Raw genomic sequence first — 20,382 nt, forward strand, 5'->3', positions numbered from 1 at the left:
ATGGAACTGCTAATTGAACTGATCAAGAAAATACCTTTTCTTTTTTTACAGCCTATGTTGTATATTGGTTTGATTCTGATCATCCTTCAATATAGAAGACAAATGATATTGGAAAGAGCCTTATTTAGTTCTCGGATTCATTCAGTTTCCTTAGAAGTGCTAGGTTCTCTCGGATATGGATTGATTGGTGGTGTAGTTGGATCAGGTTTGATGATGTCATTAGGCGTAGTATTTCACCCATATGAGATGGGAATCGTTTGGTTAATTACTGCGATTTTAATCTTTTTTCATATTCGCTTTCTTTGTCTTTCCTATGCGGCAGGGATATTAGGACTATTAGCAGGTATCATGCGACTTTTTCCAACACCAGAAATAGTTTGGTTAAAACCATTTTGGGAGATGGTGACTCAATTACATATTCCCTCTCTTATCGCCATCGTTGCCATTTTACATTTGATCGAGGCATTTCTCATTCGCTTGCAAGCTGAAAAAACATCGACACCCTTATTCATTGAAACCAAAAGAGGAAAATTGATAGGGGGGCAACATATTCAAGCTTTTTGGCTACTACCCTTATTTTTAGTTGTTTCTACTGGTGATTCAAGTCAAGGAATCGAGCTATCCTCTACTTGGTGGCCTTTGATTGGTGGGGCATCAAGTCTAACGATTTTACCAGTTCCAGCTATCATTGGTTATTCAGATGTTACTACTGTTTATACATCTGTTGAAAAAAGCAAAGTGGCTTCAAAACACTTAATAATTTATAGCGTATTTTTATTTGGACTAGCTTTTGCTGCAGAATATTGGCTACCCCTTCAAATCATTGCTGCTCTTTTTGCAGCACTAGCTCATGAAGGATTAAGACTTATTGGGAAGAGGGCAGAAGCAAAAAGAAGTGTGCTTTTTGTTCATCCTAATGATGGTCTAAGAGTTCTAGAAGTGATCCCGGGAAGTCCAGCGGCAAGAATGGGGATCAAATCGGGTGAAACGATAAAAAAAGTGAATGGCATTCCAGTTACTGATAAACGAGGGCTTTATGAGGCTCTTCAAAGTCAATCAGCCTTTGCAAAGCTAGAAATCATTAATCTTTCAGGACATATCAAATTGGTTCAACATTCCCTTTATGAGGGCGATCATCATCAATTAGGAATCATCTTAGCTCCCGATGACGAAGCACCCTATTATATCGAAATGGAAGATCATAATTTGTTGAAATTATTTAGACAGAAAGTGGAAAAAATCTTCCGTGGGGCTTAAAAAGTAGATTTTTTCCAAGAATAGAATCAGAAGTAGACAAAGGCTGCTTAAAAACAAGTAGCTCGTTTTTTTTTGACCATTCAAGGAACATTTGTTCTTTTCGTTTTCACTATAGATATGATATAATTTATTTATATGTGTGATTGACAAGGAGATATTGAGGATGGACCAAGTTTTCCAACTACAATCAGAGTATAAACCACAAGGGGATCAACCTAAAGCAATTGAAGCTTTAGTTCAGGGAATAAAAGAAAATAAACAACACCAAGTACTATTAGGGGCAACAGGGACAGGAAAAACATTTACGATGGCCAATGTGATTGCTCAAGTGAATAAACCAACTTTAGTGATTGCTCATAATAAAACGCTTGCTGCTCAATTGGCTAGTGAATTTAAGGAGTTTTTCCCTAATAACGCTGTTGAATATTTTGTAAGTTACTACGATTATTACCAACCAGAAGCCTATGTTCCACAGACGGATACGTATATTGAAAAAGATGCAAGCATCAATGATGAAATCGATAAATTACGCCACTCTGCAACAAGTGCTTTATTTGAACGAAAGGACGTTATTATTGTCGCTAGTGTGTCAAGTATTTATGGATTAGGATCTCCAGAAGAGTATCGAGAGCTTGTTCTTTCATTAAGAGTAGGAATGGAACGAGAGCGAAATGAAGTCTTAAGAAAATTGGTGGATATTCAATATCAGCGAAATGATATTAATTTCACTCGTGGGACCTTCCGAGTTCGTGGCGATGTGATTGAAATCTTTCCGGCTTCTCGTAGTGAACAAGCGGTACGTGTCGAGTTTTTTGGCGATGAGATCGAACGAATTCGGGAAATCGATGTGCTTACAGGTGAAATTATTGGTGACCGGGATCACATTGCGATTTTTCCTGCTTCTCACTTCGTAACAAGAGAAGAAAAAATGAAATTAGCACTTAAAAATATCGAAGAGGAATTAGACGCTAGATTAAAAGAATTAAGAGATCAAGGAAAATTATTGGAAGCCCAGCGTTTAGAACAAAGAACAAGATATGATCTGGAAATGATGGCAGAGGTTGGATTTTGTTCAGGAATTGAGAACTATTCTAGGCATTTAGAAGGAAGGCCTGCTGGTTCTACTCCTAACACCTTGTTAGATTATTTTCCTGATGATTTTTTAATGATGATCGATGAATCCCATGTAACGATTCCCCAAATTCGGGGAATGTACAATGGAGATAGGGCACGTAAACAGGTACTTGTCGATCATGGTTTTCGTTTGCCTTCCGCTTTGGATAACAGGCCTCTACGGTTTGATGAATTTGAAAAGCACATTCACCAAATCGTTTATGTTTCGGCTACACCTGGACCCTATGAATTGGAACATGCCCCAGAAGTAATCGAACAAATTATTCGTCCAACTGGGTTACTAGACCCTGTCATTGATGTTCGCCCAATTAAAGGACAAATTGATGATTTAATTGGTGAAATCAATTTACGAATCGAAAAAGAAGAACGAGTCATGGTGACTACCTTAACGAAAAAGATGGCAGAGGATTTAACAGACTATCTAAAGGAAATTGGTATCAAGGTGAAATACCTTCATTCAGATATTAAAACCTTGGAACGAATGCAAATTATACGTGGATTGCGACTAGGAGAGTTTGATGTTCTTGTGGGAATCAACCTTTTAAGAGAAGGTTTAGATATACCAGAAGTTTCATTGGTTGCAATTCTTGATGCAGATAAAGAAGGGTTTTTACGTTCTGAAACCTCTTTAATTCAGACGATTGGCCGGGCAGCGAGAAACGCTAATGGCATGGTGATTATGTATGCGGATAAAATCACCGATTCAATGAGAAGAGCGATAGAAGAAACGGAACGACGTCGTAACATTCAGATCGCTTATAATAAAGAACATCACATTGTTCCTATGACCATTCGTAAGAAAGTGAGCGATGTGATCGAAGCAGTGAAGGTTGCTGAGCAAAAGGCTGATTATGGTCAAGGAAAACAGAGAAAAATGAGTAAGAAGGAAAGAGTTCAAATGATTGAGCGTTTAGAACAAGAAATGAAAGCTGCTGCTAAAGAACTCCATTTTGAAAAAGCAGCAGAATTACGTGATCTCATCATGGAATTGAAAGTGGAAGGGGAACTATAATGCCACAAGAAAAGATTGAAATAAAAGGAGCAAGGGTTCACAACCTAAAAAATATTGATGTATCGATTCCCCGTGACAAATTTGTCGTATTGACTGGGTTAAGTGGTTCAGGGAAATCCTCTTTAGCCTTTGATACGATTTATGCTGAAGGGCAACGCCGTTATGTGGAATCTTTATCAGCTTATGCTAGACAGTTTTTAGGTCAAATGGATAAACCGGATGTGGATTCTATAGATGGATTGTCCCCCGCTATTTCCATTGATCAAAAAACCACTAGCAAAAATCCTCGTTCTACTGTTGGAACGGTTACGGAAATTTACGATTATTTACGTCTATTATTTGCACGAATCGGAAAACCACATTGTCCTGTTCATGGAACAGAAATCAGTGCACAGACCATTGAACAAATGGTAGACCGGTTATTGAGTTATCCAGAGCGGACGAAAATGCAGATTCTTGCTCCAGTCATAGAGGGGAGAAAAGGGGAGCATAGTAAGGTTTTAGAAGATATCAAAAAGCAGGGATTTGTTCGTGTCCGTGTCGATGGAGAAGTTTTAGATGTCAGTGAAGAAATCAAGCTTGAGAAGAATAAGAAACATACAATTGAAGTGGTTGTTGACCGCATTATCTTAAAGCCTGATATTCAAACAAGGTTAGCCGATTCATTAGAAACAGCATTGCAGATGGCTGATGGCAAAGTGATTGTGGAAATCATTGGCGAGGAAGAGCTTTTATTTAGTCAAAAATTGGCTTGTCCAATCTGTGGATTTAGTATGGATGAGTTATCACCAAGGATGTTTTCTTTTAATAGTCCGTATGGTGCCTGTCCTACATGTGACGGGTTAGGAAGCAAAATGGAAGTAGACCCGGATTTAGTGATTCCTGATCCCAAAAAGACTTTAGCCGAAGGGGCGATTGAACCATGGGCAGGAATTAGCTCTACCTATTATCCACAGTTGCTAGAATCGATTTGTAACCACTTAGGTATTGATATGAACACTCCTGTAGATCAATTAAGTGCAGAACAATTACATTTAATTTTACATGGAAGTAAAGGAGAAAAAATCCATTTCCGTTATGAAAATGAATTTGGTCAAGTGAGAGAAGCAGATGTTCCATTTGAAGGGGTTATTCCTAATTTGGAACGAAGGTATAAAGAGACGGTTTCTGACTATACAAGAGACCATATCGAACAGTTTATGAGTCATAATCCTTGTCCAACCTGTAAAGGGGCTCGATTAAAGAAAGAAATTTTATCAGTACAAGTTGGCGGTCAAAATATAGCCTATGTTACAGATCTTTCGATCAAGAATGCATTAATCTTTTTTGAGAATTTAACTTTAACAGAAAAAGAACAAACGATTGCTCATCTTATTTTGAAAGAAATTAAATCACGGCTTGGATTTTTAGCGAATGTAGGCTTAGACTATTTAACTTTAAGCCGTGCTGCTGGAACGCTTTCTGGAGGTGAAGCTCAGCGGATTCGTCTTGCAACCCAAATCGGTTCTAGTTTAATGGGAGTGCTCTATATCTTAGATGAACCAAGTATTGGTTTACATCAAAGGGATAATGATCGACTGATTAGAACTTTAGAACATATGCGGGACTTAGGGAATACGCTTATCGTAGTAGAACATGATGAAGATACCATGTTAGCTGCTGATTACATTATTGATATTGGGCCAGGGGCAGGAATTCACGGAGGACAAGTCATCGCGAAGGGAACGCCAAAAGAGATCATGGCAGATAAGAATTCTCTAACTGGTCAATATTTAAGTGGAAGGAAATTTATTTCTGTCCCAGTTGAACGTCGTAAACCAAATGGAAAATGGTTAGAAATAAAGGGAGCAAAGGAAAATAATTTAAAGAATATCAATGTAAAAATTCCACTGGGGGTCTTTACAAGTGTAACTGGTGTATCTGGATCTGGTAAAAGTACGATGGTTAATGAAATTCTATATAAAACATTAGCCAAAGAATTAAATGGTGCAAAACAAAAGCCAGGACAATATAAAGAATTACGGGGAATCGAGTATTTAGATAAGGTAATCGATATTGACCAATCACCAATTGGGCGTACTCCCAGGTCAAACTCTGCTACGTACACAGGTGTGTTTGATGATATTCGTGATGTTTTTGCAAATACCCAAGAAGCAAAGGTGCGCGGGTATAAAAAAGGCCGCTTCAGTTTTAATGTTAAAGGTGGCCGTTGCGAGGCTTGCCGTGGGGATGGAATCATTAAGATTGAAATGCATTTTCTCCCTGATGTCTATGTTCCTTGTGAGGTATGTAAGGGTAAACGCTACAATCGGGAGACGTTAGAAGTGAAATATAAGGGAAAAACGATTTCCGATGTACTCGATATGACGGTGGAAGATGCGCTAGAGTTTTTTAAAAACATTCCACGTATCCAGCGAAAGTTACAAACTTTGTTTGATGTTGGCTTGGGATATATTAAATTAGGACAACCTGCCACTACTTTATCTGGAGGAGAAGCCCAGCGGGTGAAACTAGCTTCTGAACTTTATCGTCGTAGTAATGGTCGTACCTTATATATTCTTGATGAACCAACGACTGGACTTCATGTAGATGATATTGCTAGACTATTACAGGTGTTGCAAAGACTTGTAGATAATGGTGATTCTGTACTTGTGATTGAACATAATCTAGATGTCATCAAGACCTCTGATTACATCATCGATTTAGGACCTGAAGGTGGTGATGGGGGAGGGATCATCATTGCTCAAGGTACCCCTGAACAAATCATAGAGGTAGAAGAATCTTATACAGGAAAATATTTAAAACCAATCCTAGAAAGAGATAGAAGACGGGCAGAAGAAAGAATTCGGGAGTACGCACAAGCTACTTCCTAAAAACGAGTGATCACTGTGATTGAAACAGATCAATTTGGCTCGATTGTCGATGTCAGAGATGAAGAAAAACATGAAAAGGTTGAAATTATTTTCGAGTAGAAACGTATGAATAGATAAAGGTGGGAAAGGGTGATTGTAATATGAAAAAATTAAGAAGATCAAGAAATAATAAGATGATTGCTGGGGTACTAGGAGGACTTGCAGATTATTTTGATGTGGATGTGACGGTTGTTCGATTATTATATGTGTTGATATCTGTACTCTCTGCAGCCTTCCCAGGGATTATCGTTTATATCATAGCGATGTTCATTATGCCTCAAGAAGATTAGTGAGGGATTGCTGTGAGTTGGATTATTAAGGTGATTTTAAATGGTTTGGCACAAGATAAGAAATAACCACCAATCAGGTGGTTATTTCTTTAATACTAAAGAGAGCTTTCATTTCATTACAAGATAAAAGAGTATGTATATTCGCCTGTTTTAAATTTTATTAAAGTTAGGAAGGGGGTCATGAATTGAAGATTGGATTTATTGGAGCAGGAAAAGTGGGTACGTCATTAGGTGAATATTGGTATCGTAAGGGGTTTCAAGTGGTAGGATATTATACTCGTACCTATCAACATGCAGTAAAGGCTGCGAGCAAAAGCAAAAGTATGGCTTATCAAGAATTGGAAGCGTTGGTAAAAGACTCAGATCTAATAGCTATTTCAGTGAACGATGATCAAATTGCAAGCATATCTGAAAAACTGGCTAGTTTACCGATTGTATGGGAAAATAAGATAGTATTTCATTTGAGTGGCTTACATACTTCTAATTTGCTATCTTCTTTATGGGATCATGGGGCTACGGTTTGTTCATTACATCCTATGCTTTCTTTTAGCGATCCAGAAAAAGCTGTTATTGATCTTCAATCTGTTTTATTTACAATAGAAGGAAGAGGGAAAAAGTTAGGGGAATTAAAATCTCTTTTAGATCAATGTGGAAATTCATGGATGGAGATTCGTACAGATGTAAAGGCCTTATATCATACTGCAGCAACCATTCTATCAAATTATTTAGTCACATTAGTAGATATAGGTGTCCAAATGCTGACTACTGCTGGTTTTAAACAAAATCAAACAAAAGACTTAATTGAGCCCCTTGTGAAAAAAACGATCGATCGAGTGATCGATTTAGGGACGGAAAAGGCTTTAACTGGCCCAATTTCTAGGGGTGACATGTGTACACTAGAAAAGCATTTGGAAGTACTTGGGGAAGTAGACCAAACCTGGCTTGATCTTTACCAACAAATGGGTTTTTTAACGATAGACCTGGCAAAACGGGGAAGGCGGATTACATCTGATTCGGCTGAAAAAATGAAGGAGGTGCTAATATCTAATGAAAAAAAGAAACACAATAGCAACTTTTCGTAAAATGAAGCAAGAAGGACAGAAGATCACGATGTTGACAGCTTATGATTATCCCACGGCTAAATTATTAGATCAGAGTGGAATCGATGGAATACTTGTAGGCGATTCATTAGGAATGGTTGTATTAGGTTATGAAAATACAACACAAGTGACGATGGAGGATATGATTCATCATATAAAAGCCGTCAGCCGAGCGGTAGATCAAGCGCTTGTGATCGGAGATATGCCATTTTTATCCTATCACATGGGGATCAAAGAAAGCGTCAAAAATGCGGGCCGGATTATTCAAGAAGGACATGCTCAAGCAGTAAAATTAGAAGGTGGTATAGAAATCATAGAAGAGATTAAAGCGATTATAAGAGCGGGTATCCCTGTGATGGGCCATTTAGGCTTTACTCCGCAGTCTATTCACCAAATGGGTGGATATTATGTACAAGGAAAAACTGAAAATGAAGCTAGGAAATTGCTTGAAGATGCTAAAGCTCTTGAAGATGCAGGGGTTTTTTCCCTCGTATTGGAGATGGTGCCTGCTGAATTAGCAACGATGATTTCTTCACAGCTTTCGATTCCAGTCATAGGGATAGGGGCTGGTGTTGGCTGTGATGGGCAGGTATTAGTCACTCATGATCTTTTAGGATTTTATCATGGGAATATACCCAAATTTGTAAAACAATATGCAGAAATTGGTCAAACGATCAAAGATTCTGTTTCTCAATATATAAAAGAGGTAAAACAAGGAACTTTTCCAAGGGAAGAACATTGCTTTCATTCGGAACGAATCTCAATATCTCAATTGTATGGGGGAAAATAATATGGAGATTTATAAAAACATTCAAGAAATGAAATCATATTTGAAAGAAATGCGGAAAGAAGGGAAGAAAATAGGCTTTGTTCCTACCATGGGATATTTGCATGAGGGTCATCTTTCCTTGATCCGAAGAGCAGCTGTTGAGAATGATTTGGTCGTGGTGAGTATATTCGTTAATCCTCGTCAGTTTGGCCCTGGTGAAGATTTTGAACGTTATCCAAGGAATATAGAACAGGATATACGATTGTCTCAGGAAGCAGGCGCAAATGTACTTTTTGTACCTGGAATCAATGAAATGTATCCAGAAGGATTTAATACCTATGTAGAAGTAAAACAATTGACGGAAACATTATGTGGAAAATCAAGACCGGGTCATTTTTTGGGCGTGACTACAGTCGTGAATAAATTATTTCATATTGTAAATCCTGACCGTGCTTATTTTGGACAAAAAGATGCTCAACAGGTGATTGTCATTCAGAGAATGGTGAAGGATCTAAATATAGATGTAGAGGTAGTGGTTTGTCCGATTGTACGAGAAGCAGATGGATTGGCAATGAGTTCACGCAATGTTTATCTTAATTCCGAAGAAAGAGGACAAGCCATTGTTCTTTTCCATGCTTTAAATATGGCGAAGGAAAGGATTGAACAAGGTGAGCGGGATGCGATGAGGTTAAAAAAGCAAATTGAAATGATGATCCAACAACAACCATTAGCCAATATTGATTATGTCTCTATTGTTGATGGCGAAAACCTTGAGGAAGTAAAGGAGATCAATCATAAGGTATTGATTGCACTTGCCGTTAAATTTGGAACAACTAGGTTAATAGACAATATGATTGTGGAGGTATAGGAAATGCTTAGAGAAATGATGACAGGAAAAATCCATAGAGCCATTGTAACTGAAGCGAATCTCAATTATGTGGGAAGTATAACGATTGACGAAGACTTATTGGAGGCAGCAGATATTTTACCTGGTCAAAAAGTACAAATTGTGAATAATAATAATGGGGCTCGTTTTGAAACTTACGTGATTACTGGTGAGAAGGGAAGCGGAACCATCTGTTTAAATGGAGCTGCCGCACGTTTGGTACAACCAGGAGATGTAGTGATTATTATAGCTTATGGTTGGTTAGATGATCAAGAAGCTAAAGATCATCAACCTAAAGTCGTCTTTGTTGATCATCAGAATAAAATCATCAAATTAGGAACGGAAAAAGAAAAATTAGAAATATATGGCGATAAAAGGATAGAAAGGTAGGAGATAGATGAAATACAAACTAGTAGCGATCGATCTAGATGATACGTTATTAAGAGATGATCTAAAAATTTCTCCACAGACGATAGAAGCCATACAAGAAGCTGTTAAAAAAGGAGTGACTGTGACACTAGCAACAGGCCGAATGTTTCAGTCTGCAGCTCAATATGCGAAAGAAATTCAGCTCGATGTACCCATTATTACCTATCAAGGTGCACTCATTAAAAATGTCCTTAGTGGAGAAGTGTTGTATGAAAGACTATTACCATATGACTTAACGATTCAAGTGATTCAAGAACTTAGACAACAAAACAAACATATTCAAATCTATTTACACGATGAACTTATTGTTGAAAGTCATAATAAATATGTGGAGAAATATAGTAAGGCTTCAAATGTTCCTTTTAAAAAAGTAGATGATTTGATTGAAACCATGGATAAACTTCAAACTAAGCCATTAAAAATCATTACCATTGATGAACCAGAAGTGATCAAGGGAATGGAAAAGGAGTGGCAGAAAAAGTATGGGGATTTGGCCCATGTTACCATATCGAAACCAGATTTCTTAGAGATTTCTCATCGAGAGGCATCGAAAGGACAAGCTATTCAATACTTAGCCAAAAGCAAAGGGATCACTATGGACCAAGTAATTGCGATTGGGGATAGTTATAATGATCGGGATATGATTGAAGTGGCTGGGTTAGGAGTAGCTATGGGAAATGGACATCCAGATATAAAGGCATTGGCCGATTATGTGACAAAGACGAATAATGACCATGGGGTATGGGAAGTGTTGCAGAAGTTTGTTTTGAATGAGGAGTAGGGGTGAGTAAGAATGGAAATAGAGATTTACTCTGTTTCAGCAACAACCGAAAAGGAAAAAGATCAAAAGAATAATCATGATATATTTTTGTTTGAAAAGGATCATATCCGTACTTATTTACGCCTACCACGAGAAAAGCAAGACTTTACAAAGAAAGAAATTGTAGAAATGATAGCTTATTTAAAAGAAAATCTCCTAAATGAGGATCCCGAGCAAACTCGTTTGCAAGAATGGCTAAAGGAACAATGGATGGATAAGAGCTACACCAATACACGACCTACAATGATTGAAATTCCCGCATGGGTAAGTAAAGTTAAGAATTGGAATCAAGGGTGGATTCCGATTCTTTTTATCAAACAGCGCCATAGTGAATGGGATCATTCTTTGATTGAATTGCTTCATTCGTATTTAGAATTCGATTTCTTTGAAGTAACCATCTCTGAAACCATGTTAATGATCGTGATCTCAAATCTTGAATTAAAATTACCCTATCACCAATCTATTGAATTAGAAGAGTTTGCGTATGGTTTACAAGCAATGATTCAAAATGAATGGGAAGAAGAAATAAAAATAGGATTACACTATCCTATTGATCAGATAGAAGATTTAATAAAAGAGGGAAGACATCTACTACTTGATGAAAAATGGGTGATGAGACTGTGGCAGCAGGTTGATCTATTATTACCTTGGACTCATCAGCTTGAACGACTTATTTTTTCAATCCCTGAAGATAGTTTAAAACTTTTTAAACCATTACAGTGGTCAAATGATCCGGAGTTAAATAAGACTTTAGAGGTATTTTTTGAAGAAAATTTAAATATGAGTGAGACTGCCAGAAGGTTGTATATCCATCGTAATACACTACAATATCGTTTGGAAAAGATTAAGCAAGCAACAAATCTTGATGTAAAAAAATTTGAGGATGCGGTAATTGCTAAAATCATAATGATGTTAAACAAAGATGATGGACAAAATGCACAGAATTGATGCGAAAAAATTGTAAGATTTGCGCATAGATAACGCTTACAAAGATAGGCTAGAATGAAAGTAATACAGAATGGAGGGGAATTTTATGGCAAAGGTAACATTAAATCATATTTACAAACGTTATGGTGATGTAGAAGTTGTAAAAGATTTTAATTTGGAAATTCAAGATAAAGAATTTTTAGTGCTTGTTGGTCCATCTGGTTGTGGTAAATCAACAACATTACGGATGATTGCTGGATTAGAGGAAATCTCTGAGGGTGAGCTTTATATTGGCGATGAACTAGTCAATAATAAAGCGCCTAAAGATCGAGATATTGCGATGGTATTCCAAAGCTATGCATTATATCCTCATATGTCTGTTTATGATAACATGGCGTTTGGTTTGAAACTTAGAAAATTTAGCAAAGATGAGATCAAGAAAAGAGTTCATGAAGCTGCTAAAATTCTTGATATCGAACATTTATTAGATCGTAAACCTAAAGCGCTTTCTGGTGGACAAAGACAGCGTGTTGCCTTAGGAAGAGCGATTGTTCGTGAACCTAAAGTATTTTTGATGGATGAACCACTTTCTAATTTAGATGCTAAATTGCGTGTACAAATGAGAACAGAAATTAGTAAACTACACAAGCGTCTTGAAACAACCGTTGTTTATGTTACACACGATCAAACAGAAGCGATGACCATGGGTGATCGGATTGTGGTTATGAAAGATGGTATTGTTCAACAAGTAGATACACCAAATGAAATCTATAATCATCCAAAAAATATCTTTGTTGCTGGATTTATAGGTTCACCAGCGATGAACTTCATTCCTGGTAAATTAGAAGGAAAAGAAGATATGCTTTTCTTTAGAACAGAAGGCATTACTTTACAAATTCCTGAAGGAAAAGCTAAAATTCTTCGCGATAAAGGTTATGCAGGTAAAGAAATTATCCTTGGGATTCGTCCAGAAGATATCCATGACGAACCTATCTTCTTAGAATCCTCACCACAAAGTCAATTCACAGCAACGATCGATGTAGCAGAAAACATGGGTTCGGAAATGTACCTATATCTATCTGGAATTGGTAAAGATTCTGTGACAGCAAGAATTAATGCCCGCACTCAATTAAGGGCAGGAAGCCAAGTTAAATTGGCATTAGATATGAACAAAATTCATATCTTTGATAAAGATAGTGAAGATGCGATTTTCTAATTTTACAATTGAATCAAAAATCATTTATAATAAGATTATGATTTTTTAAAAGCGACTGATTATCATCAGTCGCTATTATTATAACGGGACCCAGCATAAGTAATCGGAATAAGCTTCGAAGGAAGTCGTTACTTTTGTGGGTTATCTTAAGGACTCATTGGATACAATGTTGTGGAGTGATAAAATGGACAAAAAATTAAAAGTAAAAGATTTATTAGAGGATTTTTCCTTAGAATTATTATGTAAGGATACGGATCTAGACCGATTGGTTACTGTAAGCGATCTTAGTCGACCAGGAATAGAATTGTCAGGTTTTTTTACATATTACCCTTCTGAAAGGGTACAAATTTTGGGAAAAACAGAGATCACCTTTGTTAATGGACTTCCTTCCGATGTGAGAAGGGAGCGGATGGAACAATTATGTCAAGATGATACACCCTGCATCATCATTGCTCGTGATATGCCAGCACCAGATGAATTATTGGAGGTAGCCTGCGATAGGAAAATTCCGATTCTAAAAACGCCATTAAATACCACTCGTTTTATCAGTAAATTAACGAATTATTTGGAGGCCCAACTAGCCCCTACCCGGACGATTCATGGTGTATTGATTGATGTCTATGGTGTAGGAATTTTGATTACTGGTGGCAGTGGAATTGGTAAAAGCGAAACAGCTTTGGAATTAGTAAAACGTGGTCATCGCTTGGTTGCGGATGACGCAGTAGTGATTAGACAAACAGCTGAAAATGAATTGATCGGAACAGCACCGGAGTTAATTCGCCACTTATTAGAAATTAGAGGACTAGGGATCATCAATGTAATGACGTTATTTGGTGCAGGAGCGGTAAGAATTCATAAAAAGATTACTTTAGTGATTAACTTGGAGATGTGGGATAAGGATAAGAGTTACGAGCGGTTAGGATTAGATGAAGAAAAGATGAAGATTATGGATACAGAGATTCCTTTAATTACAATCCCAGTTCGTCCTGGCCGAAACCTAGCTGTTATCGTTGAAGTTGCTGCGATGAATTACCGTTTAAAGTTAATGGGGTATCATGCTGCCAAAGAGTTTACTTCACGATTAACGGAGGCCATGGAAGAAGAAATCGACTAACGAATATGGAGGGGTATGAATGTTCACATTAGCTATTGATCCAATTGCTTTTCAACTTGGGCCATTAAAAGTTCACTGGTATGGAATTATTTTAGGTTCAGCTGCCATATTTGGTTTGCTACTCGCTCTTTGGGAATCTAAGCGAATTGGTTTTAATGCAGACCTGCTAATGGATTTACTTATCTATGCGGTGCCTGCAGCAATCATTGGAGCAAGGGCTTATTATGTACTTTTTCAATGGGACTATTATTCTGAGCACCCTGAGGATATTATTGCGATCTGGAAAGGTGGGCTTGCGATACACGGGGCTTTGATCGGATCGATTTTAACAGGGTATATTTTTGCTAGAGTAAAAAATATCTCTTTTTTAAAGTTGGCTGATTTGGTGGCACCAAGTATCTTATTAGGGCAAGCGATAGGTCGCTGGGGCAACTTTATGAATCAAGAAGCACACGGTGGACCTGTGAGTTTAGAATTTTTGCAGAATCTTCATTTACCGCAATTTATCATTGACCAAATGAATATTGGTGGTGTATATTATCATCCTACGTTTTTATATGAATCGATTTGGAATATCATCGGTGTGATTCTATTGGTTTGGTATAGAAAGAAAAATCCGATTCAAGGAATGGTTTTTTTAAGCTATTTTATTTGGTATTCGATTGGTCGTTTTTTTATCGAGGGGTTAAGAACAGACAGTCTAGCTTTTGACGGGCCAACATGGTTAGCTTCTTTAATGAAAATTCTCTGGTCCCCTATGGCGATCTATTTTGAACCAGGTGAAATGGCTTATGGAAATGTTCGTATTGCTCAATTGATTGGTGTCGTATTAGTACTTCTAGCTTTAGTTGCTATGTGGATTCGAAAATATAAAACAGTTCGGCCAGCACGATATGAAGATTAAACAAGGGTAAGGAGCAACGGGGGAGTGTAAGATGAATACGAAAGAAACTTGGAGCAAAGGACTAAAGTCGGGTGTTCATACCACTTGGGTTTTAGGAAAAGTCGTTTTTCCAATCACGATGATTGTTTCAATTTTAAATTATACCCCAGTGATTCATTGGGTCACTTCTTTTTTTACACCGTTAATGAAATGGATAGGATTACCTGGTGAAGCTGCAATCCCACTTGCATTAGGCTATTTATTAAATCTTTATGCGGCAATAGGAGCCATTTTGTCTTTAGATTTAACAGTAAAAAACGTTTTTATATTAGCGATCATGTTAAGCTTTGCTCATAATTTGTTGGTTGAAACCGTTGTGGCTAAAAAAATTGGTGTTAAGGCGATCGTTCCAATTTCCTTACGTATTGGATTATCATTTGCTGCTGGAATTCTTGTTTATCTTCTCTGGCGTGGAGGAGATAATTCGGCCCATTATGGAATGGTTGCGGCCGTTCAAGAACAACCTGAAACTTGGATTGGTATCGGCTTATTAGCCTTTAAAAAAGCGTTACTTGGCATTTGGCAAATTGCGTTAATCGTATTTCCCCTCATGTTAGGCATTCAACTATTAAAGGATTTACATGCAATTCAATATATTTCCAAATGGTTAGAACCCTTAACAAGGGTTTTAGGACTTTCATCCGGGAAGACATCTGTTCCATTATTGGCAGGATTGATTTTTGGATTAGCTTATGGTGCTGGAGTCATCATTGAGAGTTCGAAAGAAGAAAATTTCTCAAAACGGGATTTATATCTTTTGTCTATTTTTCTAGTTGCTAGTCATGCGGTGATTGAGGATACGTTGATTTTTATTCCTTTAGGTATCAATGTGATTCCTTTGCTGCTCATTCGTGTGGCCGTTGCCTTTGTGATTACCATGCTTACAGCTAAAGTATGGCAAAGGCTGATTACTCATACTGAACTTGTGGTGAAGGGAGAAGTAAAGTGAAATATAAGACTTTACTATTTGATTTAGATGGAACGATTATTAATACGAATGAGTTGATCATCAACTCCTTTTTATATACATTGGAACAATTTTATCCTGGAAAATATACTCGTGAAGCGATCATTCCCCATATGGGTCGCCCCTTATATGAACAAATGTTACAGTTTGGGGAGAAAGAAACGGCTCAACAAATGGTCGAGGTTTATCGGGAACATAATGTAAGAACCCATGATGAAATGGTCATGGAATTTCCTCATGTGAAGGAAGTACTAGCGCTTCTAAAACAAGAAGGAGCAATATTGGGGATTGTCACGACGAAGATGAAAAATACCGTCATGATGGGTTTAAAATTATTTGGCTTAGATGTGCTGATGGATACCATTGTAACATACGAAGATACAGAGTTGCATAAGCCTGCACCAGAGCCTGTGCTACTTGCAATGGAGAGACTAAGCGCAGACCCTAAAACCACATTGATGGTAGGCGATTCCCAATATGATCTTCAAGCAGCTCAAAATGCAGGCATTACATCTGTTGGTGTAGCATGGAGTATCAAAGGTCCAGAATTTTTACAGCAATATCATCCGGATTTTATGCTATACGATTTTCGTGATTTAATCAATATTGTGAAGGGAACGAAGAAAGTAGATGAGGAAAACTAAGAGATATCCTGTAGAAGGTAGCAATTCTTTATGGCAAGTATATCAAACCGTTTCCTTTTGGAAGGTCATGAAGAGTTTTATCGTGATTACGATTGCTCGGTTTACTCCGTGGTTACCTGTAAAAAATTGGCTTTATCGCACTTTTCTGCAGATGGAAATTGGCGAGAAAACGTCAATTGCTTTAATGGTGATGATGGATACCATGTTCCCTGAGAAAATTCACATTGGTGATAATACGATTATTGGTTACAATACGACAATCTTAGCCCATGAATATTTAATTGAAGAATATCGATTGGGAGATGTATATATTGGTTCAAATGTGATGATTGGTGCCAATTCCTTGATTTTACCTGGCGTAACGATTGGTGATTATGCTGTTGTTGCTGCTGGCGCCGTCGTGACGAAAGACGTTCCTCCCAATGCGTTTGTTGCAGGAAATCCTGCAAGAATCATTAGAATGTTAAATAAATAGTCTGTGATTTCACAAAATTGACGAATATTAAAGCAAATTGTAATGATATAATGACAAAAAGAGGAAATTGATATAATGTCTATTTCTAAGGGGGAGGAATTTTTGTCTATCCTAGCTACATTTTTTGAAACGAATCATGTGGTTATTTCTTTTGTTTATCCTCTTACCTTTTTCCTTATGGGTTTTGGAATTCTATTAAAAAATACCGTTCACAGTCATTTTTATTTGGCGAAAAGTTTATATTATCTAGCCTTATTTGGCATTTTGCATGGAATTGCTGACTGGGGAGTTGCATTTATTCCTCTTCAAAAGAGCTATTTAAACGCTTCACAAATCTACGTTTTAGAGTCTATCCAATTTATTATCAATGCCATTTCCTTCTTTTTCCTTTTTTACTTTGGTATGCATTTGCTTATTCAAACGAAAAAATGGGATCGTAAGTTTTTATTCATCCCAATGTTTGTCTTATTAGTATGGTTTTCTCATTTTATTTTCCTTGAGCCGATTTTTGTTGATGAAAAGAATCAAGACTGGTGGTTTGCAATTAGTGATATCTGGGCTCGTTACCTCTTAGCTTTTCCTGGGGGAGCAATAAGCAGCTATGCCCTATTTTTACAAAAAAGACAATTTCAAAGTTTTGGTGTTCCTTCTATGACACGAATTTTGTATTTGGCGATGGGCTCCGTTGCTTCTTATGCTTTAGCTGGTGGTTTGATTGTTCCTTACGCACCAGTTCTTCCAGCGATTCTCTTTAACTCAGATCTTTTCTTTCATACCACAGGAATTCCGATTGAATTATTTAGAGGGTTAAGTGCTTTTCTAATGGCCTTTTTTATTCTGAAAATTTTAAAAGTATTTGATCTGGAATATCAAAACTATTTCTATCAAGCAGAAAAAACGAAAGCGGTGGTAGAGGAGAGAAGTAAGATTGCTAGGGACCTTCATGATGGAATGATTCAATCCATTTATGCTACGGGGCTTCAATTGGAAAGAGTCCGTAACATGCTTCTCACCGATAATAAAGAAAATAAAATCGAACAATCAGCCATTGAACTACAAGTGATTGTAAAAAGACTAAATGATCTGATTCGAGAGATTAGGGGATATATCAAAAAATTGAAAATGCCAGTAAATCAAGAGGCAACGATGAAAGAAGAAATAAAACGTTTAATCGAGGAAATGGATATTAAACATGAATTGCAGATTCTATTCCAATATGATTTCCAAGGTGAAGATCCTCCTTTGTCGCAAACAGTGCAAATCTACTATATTGTAAAAGAGGCTTTGAGTAATGTTTTGCGCCATGCAAACGCATCAAAAGTCATGATTTCGGTCCAAGGAAACCGCAAAAAATATGAGGTTGAAATAGAAGATAACGGAACAGGAATGGGAAATATAGAAGGATACATAGAAAAGGAGGAGCCAGAGTTTTTTAGACAAGGAATAAAAAATATGAGATTTCGTGCCCAGTCTATTGGAGGGAGTTTAATCATTTCTTCAGTAAAAGGAGTAGGGACAAGGCTCACATTACAAGTTAAAAATGAGGGGAGGATGGAAAATGGACAAGAAGATCAAATTGCTGCTAGTGGATGATAGTGAAATGGTACGGATGGGTCTAAAAAGCTTACTTACGATTTATCCTAGAATTGAAATTGTGGGGGAAGCAGCCAGTGGAGATGAAGCAATCGCTTTATCTATTGAAAAAAAGCCGGACGTCATTCTAATGGATGTCCGAATGCCACATAAAAGCGGTATTGAAGCATGCAAGGAAATCTTAAAAATTCAACCTTCTACCTATGTGATTATGCTCACTTCTCATGATGATGAAGAGGCGATCTATGATTCTGTAAAGGCGGGGGCTAGTGGCTATATATTAAAAGAGATTTGTTCCCAGGATTTAATTCGTGCTATTGAAGCAGTCGTTGAAGGGAAATCTCTTCTTGATCCAACGATTACAACAAAATTACTAAGGAAAATACGTCAGTCGGAAGAAGCGAAAAAAATAAATGAACTCACGTATCAAGAAAGACAGGTTCTTTGTTTGATAGCTGAAGGAAAGACAAATCGAGAAATTGCAGAGACGATGGTTCTAAGTGAAAAGACGATTCGAAACTATGTTAGCCAAATATTAGTTAAATTAGAAGTGAATAATCGCGCAGAAGCAGCCGCTTTTGCTGTTCGCTATCATTTAAATGAGTAACGTGCTAATGGGAACAATGTCCTGAGAAAATAAGGGACATTGTTCCTTTTTTTTTTAGAGAGGACCTTCACTAGTGGTCTTTTTTAAGCCATGAGATAATAAAGTCACAAGGAGCTCCTTAATATTAATAAATGAAAGTGGGGGTACGCTATGTTTAAAGTGTTTACGACAATGCCTCATGTCATGTTTGGTGTATGGGGAATTATTATGGCTGTTTGGGCACTTGTAGAACTTTTAAATGTGAATGAAAAGAATATCAAAAGGCTAAGAATCGTAAGTGTTTTATCATCAGTATTTATCTGGATTTCTTACATTGTTGGCGGATGGTGGTATTGGGTTTATTATGGAGCACAAGATGTAGGTGACAAGTTCATTATTAAAGCTGGATCGTTCCCTGCAGCACATGCTTTCTTCATGGAAGCAAAGGAACATATTTTCTTTATCCTTCTACTTGCTAGTATGGTTCTTCCAATCATTGCCTATAGTGATAAATTAATTGGGAATAAGCATATTCAAAAATTAGCAATATCTGTTGCCATTATTTCTATCGTCCTTGGTTTTGGTATGGAGGGCATGGGTTCCATGATTACTAAAGGTGTAAAACTAGGTCTATTAGGTCAATAGGAGGGAGGAGATCAGAATGGAAGTTAAAGTGGAAAATCAAGGGTTAAGTCAGAAAACCATCGGCTTTGGAATAGCCTTTGCAGTCGCAAATATTTTTAATGCAGTGCTGATGATTTTCAAAGAAATGGTTACCCCATTTAAAGACTGGATGGCTTCTCTTACAGGCCATCACTGGGTAACACATGGAGTTTTCACTATCGGATTATTCCTTATACTTGGATTTATCTTATCTAAAAAGGATTTATCGGCGAAGTATAATGCAACTAAATTGATGAACATGGCTATCTGGTCTGCAGTGATTGGTACGGTCTTAATTAGTGGATTTTTCCTGACACATATCTTATAGGAAAATTTAAAATTCTATTACTTACCTACAAGGTCCCAAGTTTTGGGGCCTTTTTTAAAGATTAAGAAAGTATAACTTTCTTCCATTTGTCATTTAAGGGTTTGTATATTCCATAAGCAGCGACCTTCAGAAGTGCCCTTCTCTCCGTAATCTTTATTCATAGAAGGGCACGGATGACGGAGCGCGATGGAATATACAAACCTTTTCTTAATTAAAACAAAGTAACTAAATTGTGTATTACATACAAAGAGGCGTACAACGGAGCTCGTCGTAATACACTATTTTTTATAATAGTATTAAAATAGAGGGAGAATGGG

At 37.2% G+C, this 20,382-nt stretch carries 20 protein-coding genes; all 20 read left to right on the forward strand.

The annotated features are described in order from the left end of the window. The 20 genes from BEN26_RS03050 (at position 1) to BEN26_RS03145 (ending at position 20,065) form a co-directional block, all read left to right on the forward strand. Complete coding sequence (locus BEN26_RS03050; protein WP_069800996.1) at positions 1 to 1,257, forward strand: PDZ domain-containing protein; 1,257 nt, start codon at positions 1 to 3, stop codon at positions 1,255 to 1,257. 163 nt (positions 1,258 to 1,420) lie between these two features. Next, positions 1,421 to 3,403 (forward strand): excinuclease ABC subunit UvrB, encoded by a 1,983-nt coding sequence (gene uvrB / locus BEN26_RS03055; protein WP_069800994.1) that lies wholly within the window; start codon positions 1,421 to 1,423, stop codon positions 3,401 to 3,403. Beyond that, on the forward strand, positions 3,403 to 6,276 hold the full coding sequence (gene uvrA, locus BEN26_RS03060; protein WP_069800992.1) for an excinuclease ABC subunit UvrA: 2,874 nt from the start codon (positions 3,403 to 3,405) through the stop codon (positions 6,274 to 6,276). The genes uvrB and uvrA overlap by 1 nt, the downstream gene beginning before the upstream one ends. Positions 6,277 to 6,416: 140 nt before the next feature. Further along, positions 6,417 to 6,605, forward strand: coding sequence for a PspC domain-containing protein (locus BEN26_RS03065; protein ID WP_068726142.1), 189 nt, complete (start codon positions 6,417 to 6,419; stop codon positions 6,603 to 6,605). Between the two features lie 185 nt (positions 6,606 to 6,790). Continuing rightward, positions 6,791 to 7,687, forward strand: a complete 897-nt coding sequence (locus BEN26_RS03070) for a Rossmann-like and DUF2520 domain-containing protein (RefSeq protein ID WP_069800990.1) — start codon at positions 6,791 to 6,793, stop codon at positions 7,685 to 7,687. Then, a complete protein-coding gene (gene panB / locus BEN26_RS03075; RefSeq protein ID WP_068726138.1) occupies positions 7,653 to 8,495 on the forward strand; it encodes a 3-methyl-2-oxobutanoate hydroxymethyltransferase in 843 nt (280 codons plus the stop codon). Before BEN26_RS03070 ends, panB begins: the two co-directional genes overlap by 35 nt. A 1-nt stretch (position 8,496) precedes the next feature. After that, positions 8,497 to 9,342 (forward strand): pantoate--beta-alanine ligase, encoded by an 846-nt coding sequence (panC, locus tag BEN26_RS03080; RefSeq protein ID WP_069800988.1) that lies wholly within the window; start codon positions 8,497 to 8,499, stop codon positions 9,340 to 9,342. 3 nt (positions 9,343 to 9,345) lie between these two features. Beyond that, entirely contained in the window at positions 9,346 to 9,750 is a 405-nt protein-coding gene (gene panD, locus BEN26_RS03085) for an aspartate 1-decarboxylase (RefSeq protein ID WP_069800986.1), read from the forward strand. A 7-nt stretch (positions 9,751 to 9,757) separates the two neighbouring features. Beyond that, a complete protein-coding gene (locus BEN26_RS03090) occupies positions 9,758 to 10,570 on the forward strand; it encodes a Cof-type HAD-IIB family hydrolase (RefSeq protein WP_069800984.1) in 813 nt (270 codons plus the stop codon). Between the two features lie 12 nt (positions 10,571 to 10,582). Beyond that, positions 10,583 to 11,557 (forward strand): PucR family transcriptional regulator, encoded by a 975-nt coding sequence (locus tag BEN26_RS03095; RefSeq protein WP_069800982.1) that lies wholly within the window; start codon positions 10,583 to 10,585, stop codon positions 11,555 to 11,557. An 85-nt stretch (positions 11,558 to 11,642) separates the two neighbouring features. After that, positions 11,643 to 12,752 carry an ABC transporter ATP-binding protein gene (locus BEN26_RS03100; RefSeq protein WP_068726128.1) on the forward strand — a complete coding sequence of 370 codons (1,110 nt, stop codon included), beginning with the start codon at positions 11,643 to 11,645 and terminating at the stop codon, positions 12,750 to 12,752. A 184-nt stretch (positions 12,753 to 12,936) separates the two neighbouring features. Then, a complete protein-coding gene (gene hprK, locus BEN26_RS03105; RefSeq protein ID WP_069800980.1) occupies positions 12,937 to 13,866 on the forward strand; it encodes an HPr(Ser) kinase/phosphatase in 930 nt (309 codons plus the stop codon). Positions 13,867 to 13,885: 19 nt separating this feature from the next. After that, positions 13,886 to 14,770: a prolipoprotein diacylglyceryl transferase gene (lgt, locus tag BEN26_RS03110; RefSeq protein WP_069800978.1), complete on the forward strand. Its 885-nt coding sequence runs from the start codon at positions 13,886 to 13,888 to the stop codon at positions 14,768 to 14,770. 31 nt (positions 14,771 to 14,801) lie between these two features. Then, a complete protein-coding gene (locus BEN26_RS03115) occupies positions 14,802 to 15,758 on the forward strand; it encodes a nucleoside recognition domain-containing protein (RefSeq protein WP_069800976.1) in 957 nt (318 codons plus the stop codon). Next, the gene (gene ppaX / locus BEN26_RS03120) at positions 15,755 to 16,420 is read left to right on the forward strand and encodes a pyrophosphatase PpaX (RefSeq protein ID WP_069800974.1); all 666 of its coding nucleotides are present in this window, start codon (positions 15,755 to 15,757) and stop codon (positions 16,418 to 16,420) included. The genes BEN26_RS03115 and ppaX overlap by 4 nt, the downstream gene beginning before the upstream one ends. After that, entirely contained in the window at positions 16,407 to 16,895 is a 489-nt protein-coding gene (locus BEN26_RS03125; RefSeq protein WP_068726117.1) for an acyltransferase, read from the forward strand. The genes ppaX and BEN26_RS03125 overlap by 14 nt, the downstream gene beginning before the upstream one ends. 102 nt (positions 16,896 to 16,997) lie before the next feature. Beyond that, positions 16,998 to 18,488 carry a sensor histidine kinase gene (locus tag BEN26_RS03130; RefSeq protein ID WP_069800972.1) on the forward strand — a complete coding sequence of 497 codons (1,491 nt, stop codon included), beginning with the start codon at positions 16,998 to 17,000 and terminating at the stop codon, positions 18,486 to 18,488. After that, on the forward strand, positions 18,454 to 19,095 hold the full coding sequence (locus tag BEN26_RS03135; protein WP_069800970.1) for a response regulator: 642 nt from the start codon (positions 18,454 to 18,456) through the stop codon (positions 19,093 to 19,095). Before BEN26_RS03130 ends, BEN26_RS03135 begins: the two co-directional genes overlap by 35 nt. Positions 19,096 to 19,245: 150 nt before the next feature. After that, complete coding sequence (locus BEN26_RS03140; protein WP_069800968.1) at positions 19,246 to 19,719, forward strand: hypothetical protein; 474 nt, start codon at positions 19,246 to 19,248, stop codon at positions 19,717 to 19,719. A gap of 16 nt (positions 19,720 to 19,735) precedes the next feature. Then, the gene (locus BEN26_RS03145; protein ID WP_069800966.1) at positions 19,736 to 20,065 is read left to right on the forward strand and encodes a hypothetical protein; all 330 of its coding nucleotides are present in this window, start codon (positions 19,736 to 19,738) and stop codon (positions 20,063 to 20,065) included. Positions 20,066 to 20,382 lie beyond the last annotated feature (317 nt).

This window comes from Tepidibacillus sp. HK-1 (assembly GCF_001748485.2).
Taxonomy (GTDB): Bacteria; Bacillota; Bacilli; order Tepidibacillales; family Tepidibacillaceae; genus Tepidibacillus_B; species Tepidibacillus_B infernus.

What these genes read in the sequence shown, in the direction of transcription:
- panB (WP_068726138.1), top strand. Translation starts at nt 7,653, where the DNA reads ATGAAAAAAAGAAACACAATAGCAACTTTTCGTAAAATGAAGCAAGAA.
- BEN26_RS03100 (WP_068726128.1), top strand. Translation starts at nt 11,643, where the DNA reads ATGGCAAAGGTAACATTAAATCATATTTACAAACGTTATGGTGATGTA.
- uvrA (WP_069800992.1), top strand. Translation starts at nt 3,403, where the DNA reads ATGCCACAAGAAAAGATTGAAATAAAAGGAGCAAGGGTTCACAACCTA.
- panC (WP_069800988.1), top strand. Translation starts at nt 8,497, where the DNA reads ATGGAGATTTATAAAAACATTCAAGAAATGAAATCATATTTGAAAGAA.
- BEN26_RS03140 (WP_069800968.1), top strand. Translation starts at nt 19,246, where the DNA reads ATGTTTAAAGTGTTTACGACAATGCCTCATGTCATGTTTGGTGTATGG.
- BEN26_RS03065 (WP_068726142.1), top strand. Translation starts at nt 6,417, where the DNA reads ATGAAAAAATTAAGAAGATCAAGAAATAATAAGATGATTGCTGGGGTA.
- BEN26_RS03125 (WP_068726117.1), top strand. Translation starts at nt 16,407, where the DNA reads ATGAGGAAAACTAAGAGATATCCTGTAGAAGGTAGCAATTCTTTATGG.
- BEN26_RS03135 (WP_069800970.1), top strand. Translation starts at nt 18,454, where the DNA reads ATGGACAAGAAGATCAAATTGCTGCTAGTGGATGATAGTGAAATGGTA.
- BEN26_RS03095 (WP_069800982.1), top strand. Translation starts at nt 10,583, where the DNA reads ATGGAAATAGAGATTTACTCTGTTTCAGCAACAACCGAAAAGGAAAAA.
- BEN26_RS03115 (WP_069800976.1), top strand. Translation starts at nt 14,802, where the DNA reads ATGAATACGAAAGAAACTTGGAGCAAAGGACTAAAGTCGGGTGTTCAT.
- BEN26_RS03145 (WP_069800966.1), top strand. Translation starts at nt 19,736, where the DNA reads ATGGAAGTTAAAGTGGAAAATCAAGGGTTAAGTCAGAAAACCATCGGC.
- hprK (WP_069800980.1), top strand. Translation starts at nt 12,937, where the DNA reads ATGGACAAAAAATTAAAAGTAAAAGATTTATTAGAGGATTTTTCCTTA.
- uvrB (WP_069800994.1), top strand. Translation starts at nt 1,421, where the DNA reads ATGGACCAAGTTTTCCAACTACAATCAGAGTATAAACCACAAGGGGAT.
- panD (WP_069800986.1), top strand. Translation starts at nt 9,346, where the DNA reads ATGCTTAGAGAAATGATGACAGGAAAAATCCATAGAGCCATTGTAACT.
- lgt (WP_069800978.1), top strand. Translation starts at nt 13,886, where the DNA reads ATGTTCACATTAGCTATTGATCCAATTGCTTTTCAACTTGGGCCATTA.
- BEN26_RS03050 (WP_069800996.1), top strand. Translation starts at nt 1, where the DNA reads ATGGAACTGCTAATTGAACTGATCAAGAAAATACCTTTTCTTTTTTTA.
- BEN26_RS03090 (WP_069800984.1), top strand. Translation starts at nt 9,758, where the DNA reads ATGAAATACAAACTAGTAGCGATCGATCTAGATGATACGTTATTAAGA.